At 68.2% G+C, this 6,641-nt stretch carries 5 protein-coding genes; 2 read left to right on the top strand and 3 right to left on the bottom strand.

The genetic code is table 11. The features are described 5' to 3' along the window. Positions 1-232: 232 nt before the first annotated feature. Positions 233-1,528, bottom strand: a complete 1,296-nt coding sequence (locus M9979_RS16335) for a homoserine dehydrogenase (RefSeq protein ID WP_254290422.1) — start codon at positions 1,526-1,528, stop codon at positions 233-235. 134 nt (positions 1,529-1,662) lie between these two features. On the opposite strand from M9979_RS16335, the gene M9979_RS16330 reads away from it, so the two are divergent. Together M9979_RS16330 and M9979_RS16325 are read left to right on the top strand one after the other, a co-directional pair. Further along, on the top strand, positions 1,663-3,639 hold the full coding sequence (locus M9979_RS16330) for an OPT family oligopeptide transporter (RefSeq protein ID WP_254290421.1): 1,977 nt from the start codon (positions 1,663-1,665) through the stop codon (positions 3,637-3,639). A 137-nt stretch (positions 3,640-3,776) separates the two neighbouring features. Then, positions 3,777-3,956: a hypothetical protein gene (locus M9979_RS16325; RefSeq protein ID WP_254290420.1), complete on the top strand. Its 180-nt coding sequence runs from the start codon at positions 3,777-3,779 to the stop codon at positions 3,954-3,956. Positions 3,957-4,475: 519 nt separating this feature from the next. Here the strand turns inward: M9979_RS16325 and M9979_RS16320 are convergent. Beyond that, positions 4,476-5,318 carry a cytochrome c1 gene (locus M9979_RS16320; RefSeq protein WP_254290419.1) on the bottom strand — a complete coding sequence of 281 codons (843 nt, stop codon included), beginning with the start codon at positions 5,316-5,318 and terminating at the stop codon, positions 4,476-4,478. Between the two features lie 25 nt (positions 5,319-5,343). Continuing rightward, positions 5,344-6,630, bottom strand: a complete 1,287-nt coding sequence (locus tag M9979_RS16315; protein ID WP_254290418.1) for a cytochrome b — start codon at positions 6,628-6,630, stop codon at positions 5,344-5,346. Positions 6,631-6,641 lie beyond the last annotated feature (11 nt).

Raw genomic sequence — 6,641 nt, 5'->3', positions numbered from 1 at the left:
ACTGTTCAGGTGTGTGACCAACGCGGGCGGGGAACCGAGCCGGACTGCGGCATCTCCGTGCCAGGGGTCCAACGGTCTCCCGCCCGCCATCCTTATCGCATATCTGCAACACACGGGGGTCCACCGGGCCGCAGGCACAGGGTTGCGCTTCAGGCCGTGTGCCTCGCCGCGGAGTGGACCCCGGAACAAGTCCGGGGTGACGGGGGAAATGGGGTGGCCGTCAAGCGCCCCCTCACCCCAGAATGTGCATCCACATCGGCTGTCCCGCGAGGCTCTGCGACCCGCGCAGTTTCTCCAGCGCCTGCGCGACGCTACGTTCCGGCGCCTCGTGCGTGACGATCGCGACGATGGCGCTGCCCTCGGCGGTGACGCCGCGCTGGATCAGGCTTTCGATCGACACGCCGGCATCGCGCATCGCCGCGGCGATCTCGGCGAGCACGCCGACCTTGTCCTGCACGGTGAAGCGCAGATAGGCGCGCCCGCGCCGCTCGCCGCTGTCCGCGCGTGACGGCGCGGTCAGCGCAGCGGCCGGCATCGCATAGGGCGCGCCATATTCGCCGCGCGCGATATCGATCAGGTCGGCGACCACCGCGCTCGCGGTCGGCCCGTCGCCCGCACCGGCGCCCTGGAAGAACAGCCGCCCGACGAAATTGCCCTCCGCCACCACCGCGTTGAGCGATCCGGTGACGTGCGCCAGCGGATGGTCGATCGGCACCAGATGCGGGTGGACGCGCTGGAACAGCCCGCCCGGCCCGTCCTCCGCGACGCCGACCAGGCGCACCTTGTAGCCCAGCGCCGCCGCCTCGGCGATATCGGCGGCGATGACGTGGCGCACGCCGGTCGCCGACACATCGGCGAACGCCGGCTGCGTGCCGAAGGCGATGCTGGCGAGGATCGACAATTTGTGCGCGGCATCGACGCCGTCGATATCGAAGCTGGGGTCGGATTCGGCGTAACCGAGCGCCTGCGCCTCGGCGAGCACCTCGGCGAAATCGCGCCCCTCGGCTTCCATCTTGGACAGGATGAAATTGCAGGTGCCGTTGAGGATGCCGTAGACGCGGGCGATGGCGTTGGCGGCGGCGCCTTCACGCAGCCCCTTGATGACCGGGATACCGCCGGCGACCGCGGCTTCGAACTTGAGCGGCACGCGCGCGGCCTCCGCGGCCTGCGCCAGTTCCAGCCCGTGGTGCGCGAGCATCGCCTTGTTCGCGGTGACGAAGCCCTTGCCCGCCGCCAGCGTCGCGCGCGCCAGCGTCAGCGCCGGGCCGTCCGATCCGCCGATCAGCTCGACCACCACATCGGCACCGTCATGATCCGCAAGCGCGCGCGTGTCGTCGATCCAGGCGAAGCGGTCGAGGTCGACCCCACGATCCTTGCTGCGATCGCGTGCGGAGACGGCGACGATCTCGATGGGCCGGCCGGCGCGGCGGGTGATGAGATCGCGGTTGGCATCGAGCAGACGGATGACGCCGCCGCCGACGGTGCCGAGCCCGGCGAGCGCGACGCGCAAGGGAGTGGTCGTGGTCATGCCCGCCGCCTAGCGGAAAGCCGCGTCACCTGTCGAGCCGGCGCAAGGTTGTTTCGCGTGCACCCCCGCCATTGCCGCGCGCACCCGCGGCGTGCATCATCGCCGCAACCGACCTTCTTGCCGAGCGATCATCCATGGCCACCGCCCCCGCCCCTGCGACCAAACCGATCGCCGAACTCACCGTCCGCGGCGTGTTGCTCGGCGGGCTCATCACCTTGCTGTTCACCGCGGCGAACGTCTATCTCGGGCTCAAGGTGGGCCTCACCTTCGCTACCTCGATCCCCGCTGCGGTGATCTCGATGGCGATCCTGCGCTATCTGCCCGGCGCGACGATCCTCGAGAACAACATCGTTCAGACCGTCGCGTCGGCGGCGGGGACGCTGGCGGCGATCATCTTCGTGCTGCCAGGGTTGGTCATGATCGGCTGGTGGCAGGGCTTCCCCTATCTGCTCACCGCGGGGATCACGATGACCGGCGGCATCCTCGGCGTGATGTTCTCGGTGCCGCTGCGCCGCGCATTGGTGGTCGATTCCGACCTCCCCTTCCCGGAGGGCCGCGCCGCCGCCGAGGTGCTGATGGTCGGCGCCGGCAGCCGCGCCGGCGAGGCGGAGAGCGGCCGCGGACTGCGGCTGATCGTCGTCAACGCGCTGGTGTCGGCGGGGTTCGCGGTGCTGACCCAGACCAAGCTGGTCGTCGCCGAGGCCGCCACCTTCTTCCGCGTCGGCGCGGGCGCGACCGGGATTTCGGGCGGGCTGTCGTTCGCGCTGATCGGCGCCGGCCACCTCGTCGGGCTGTCGGTCGGTCTCGCGATGTTCGCCGGCGTCGTCATCGGCTGGTGGATCGCGCTCCCCATCCTTACCGGCCTGTCGCCCGCCGCGGCGGGGGTCGGGATCGAGGCCTGGGCGGGGGGCGTGTTCCGCACCGATGTGCGCTTCCTAGGCGCGGGCGTGATCGGCGTCGCGGCGATCTGGACATTGCTCAAGATCATCGGGCCGGTGCTCGCCGGCGTCCGCTCCTCGATCGCGGCCAGCGCCGCCAAGCGCGGCGGCGCGGTGCTCGAACTCGGCGAACGCGACCTGTCGATCGGCATCGTCGTCGCGGTCAGCCTCGCGACGCTGGTCCCGATCGCCGGGCTGCTCTGGTCGGTGATCGCGGGCGGGCCGCTGGAGGGATCGGCGGTGGTGCTGATCCTCGGTGCGCTGGTCTTCGTGCTGGTGCTCGGGCTCGTGATCGCGGCGGTATGCGGCTATATGGCGGGCCTGATCGGCGCGTCGAACAGCCCGGTGTCGGGGATCGGCATCCTCTCCGTCCTCGCCGCGTCGCTGATGCTCGTCGGGCTGTTCGGGCGCGGCGCGGGGCCGGACACGACGCAGGCGCTGGTCGCCTATGCGCTGATCGTCACCGGCATCGTCTTCGGCGTCGCGACCATCTCCAACGACAACCTGCAGGACCTCAAGACCGGCCAGCTGGTCGGCGCGACGCCGTGGAAGCAGCAGGTGGCGCTGATCTTCGGCGTGATCTTCGGCAGCCTCGTCGTGCCGCCGGTGCTCGAACTGCTCGCGACGACGCTGGGGTTTCAGGGCGCGCCGGGCGCCGGCCCGAACGCGCTGGCCGCGCCGCAGGCGGCGCTGATCTCCGCGCTCGCCAAGGGCGTGCTCGGCGGCGATCTCAACTGGGCGATGATCGGGTACGGTGCACTGATCGGCGTCGGCGTGATCGCGCTCGACGAGACGCTGGGGCGATTGGGCAAGCTGCGGTTGCCGCCGCTCGGCATCGGGCTCGGCGTCTATCTGCCGATGGCGGTGACGCTGCCGGTGGTGATCGGCGCGGTGATCGGGGCGTTCTACGACCGCTGGGCGGAGCGCAAGCCCGACGTCGAAGCCGCCAAGCGCATGGGCGTGCTGACCGCGACCGGCATGATCGTCGGCGAGAGCCTGTGGGGCGTCGCCTTCGCGGTTCTCGTCTACGCGACCAATTCCGACGCGCCGCTGGCGATCGCGCCGGCAGGGTTCGAACCGGTGGCGCTGATCGGCGGCACCTTGGTGTTCCTCGCGCTGGTCGCCGCGCTCTACCGTTACACGCGCCGGTCGATCGCCGTCCGCCCGGCATAACGCGACCAACCGTTGGCCGCAGCGGGAACGCGATCCGCGTTGGTCCGTTATCCTTCCCGAACCCGGTAGCCACCCGCCATCCCCCCCCCGGCCGGTGACTGCCGGGTTTGCCGTACCTGCGTAACATGGGACCGATCGTGACACCGCCAGAACGAGAGCAACGCGAGCGGCTGGCGGCGGTGAGCGAAGCGCTGCAGGCCGGCATCGCGATCCCGACCGACACGTTCATCACCGACGACATCCCGCTGCTGCTGACCCGCCTGTCGCAAATCCCGGTGAAGCGCGAGCCGTCCGAGCCGCCGGCCGAACCGCGCTAGGACTGCCGCCGATCGATCGCGCACCCTTCCGGCCCTCTGCCCCCTCCCATCGGGATAAGGAGAAGCAGGGCAAGGACGACCGCATAGCTGACCGGATATCCGGTCGATCGGACAGGAAGAAGGATGGTTCACGCGGAGGCGCGAAGAACGCGGAGGTGTATCACGCGGCGCAGCGCGATCCCGTCATCTTGATGGCTCGATAGGAAACCCCACCGCTGCGGCACGCACAACACCTCTGCATCCTCCGCGTCTCCGCGTGAACACAATGTCCGATGCTCGGCACGCGTCCTACGGACAGTGAAGGTCGCGCCGCCCTGAAACGGCTCCAGCTGGCGTGTCGCTAGCGCGAGGGCCCCACCCCCCCCGTTCGCCCTGAGCCTGTCGAAGGGCCTGGGTCTCACGCGCTCATCAACAGGACGCAGGCTGGATACCGCCACCAACGAAAAAGGGCGGGAAGCGCTATCCGCACCCCCCGCCCCGTATCGTCATCGTCCGCCCCGCACACGGCGGGGCATCCGATCAATGCTTCACGTCGCGCCAGACGTTCTGATACGCGCCCCAGGCGAGGAAGCAGAAGATCAGCAGGAACAGCGCCGCCGCGACACCCGCCGCATGGCGTGCGTTGAGGTTCGGCTCCGCGGTCCAGGTCAGGAACGCCGCGACGTCGCGCGCCATCTGGTCCTTCGTCGCCTTGGTGCCGTCCGAATAGGTCACCTGGCCGTCCGAGGTCAGCGGCGGCGGCATCGCGATGTTGAGGTTCGCGAAATAGGGGTTGTAGTGCAGCCCCTCCGGGGTCTTCGACCCCGGGAATTCCTTGAGGAGCTCGGCGGGCTGGTTGCGATAGCCGGTGATGAGCGCATGGACGTAATTGGCGCCATCGTGCCGCGCCTTGGTCATCAGCGACAGATCGGGCGGCAGCGCGTTGTTGTTCGCCGCACGCGCCGCGACCTCGTTCGCGAAGGGCGACGGAAAATGATCGCTGGCCACGTTCTTGCGCGTCGCCGCCTCGCCCGTCTCCGGATTGATGCTCGGCTGTTCGATCACCCACTGGTTGGCGATCGCCTTCACCTCGGGTTCGGAATAGCCGATCTTGGCGAGATCGCGGAACGCGACGTACTTCAGGCTGTGGCAGGCCGCGCAGACCTCCTTGTAGACCTGAAAGCCGCGCTGCAGCTGCTGGTTGTCGAACTTGCCGAAGAAGCCGTTCGAGGACAGCCCGATATTCTCGGGATGGAGGTGGAAGACGTGCTCGGCACTTTCCGCCGCCGGCTCCTGGATCGCGGTCTTGGCGGTGCCGAAGAGCGCGAGTCCGAGCACGAAGACGAAGGCTGCGCCGACCAGGGAGGCTATGATGCGAGGCATGGTGTTCTAATGTCCCCCAGTCGGTTCAGGCTTGCGCCGCGCTATGCGCGATGCTGGTGCCGCCATGCTTCGCCAGCACCGCTTCGGTGATCGAGTTCGGCAGCGGGCGCGGACGCTCCGAGCGAGCGACCCACGGCAGGATGATGAGGAAGTGCGCGAAATAATAGGCCGAGGCGATCTGCCCCAGAATGACGTTGCGCGCATTCGCCTCCGCCCCGCCGACATAGCCCAGGACCAGGATGTCGACCAGCAGGATGCCGAGGAAGATCCGGTACTTGGGACGATAGTTCGCCGAACGCACCGGCGAGGTATCCAGCCACGGCAGGAAGAACAGCAGCAGGATCGAGCCGAACATCGCCAGCACGCCCCACAGCTTCGCATCGAGGATGAAGTTCGCGGTGAAGCTCTTGAGGATCGCGTAGAACGGCAGGAAATACCATTCGGGGACGATGTGCGCCGGGGTCGAGAGCGGGTTCGCCTCGATATAATTGTCCGGATGGCCGAGCAGGTTCGGGCTGAAGAAGATCAGCAGCGCGAAAATCAGCAGGAACACGCCGACGCCGACGCCGTCCTTCGCGGTGTAATAGGGATGGAACGGCACCGTGTCCTGTTCGCCCTTCACCTCGACCCCCGTCGGGTTGTTCGAGCCGGGGATATGCAGCGCCCAGATGTGCAGGATGATGACGCCCGCGATCACGAACGGCAGCAGGTAATGCAGCGAGAAGAAGCGGTTGAGCGCGGCATTGTCCGGCGCGAAACCGCCCAGCAGCCAGACGCGGATCGGCTCGCCGACCAGCGGTATCGCCGAGAAGAAGCCGGTGATGACCTGCGCGCCCCAGAAGCTCATCTGCCCCCAGGGAAGCACATAACCCATGAAGGCGGTGGCCATCATCAGCAGGAAGATGACGACGCCGAGCAGCCACACCATCTCGCGCGGCGCCTTGTACGAGCCGTAATAGAGGCCGCGACCGATGTGGACGTAGACGACGAGGAGGAACATCGACGCGCCGTTGGCGTGCGCATAGCGCAGGAACCAGCCGGCGTTGACGTCGCGCATGATGCTTTCGACCGAGCCGAAGGCGACGCCGGCGTTGGCGGCGTAATGCATCGCCAGCACGATGCCGGTGACGATCTGGATCGCCAGCGCGGCACCGGCGAGGACGCCGAAGTTCCAGAAATAGTTGAGGTTGCGCGGCACCGGATAACCGGCACCGACGGCGTTGTAGACGAGGCGCGGCAGCGGCAGCTTCTCGTCCAGCCACCGCATCAGCGGCTGCTTCGGCTCATAATGCTTGGCCCAGGGAAAGCTCATGTCGTGGGGTC

Origin of the sequence: Sphingomonas liriopis (genome assembly GCF_024211255.1) — a bacterium.
Taxonomy (GTDB): Bacteria; Pseudomonadota; Alphaproteobacteria; order Sphingomonadales; family Sphingomonadaceae; genus Sphingomonas; species Sphingomonas liriopis.
This window is presented reverse-complemented; position numbering and strand designations above follow the sequence as displayed.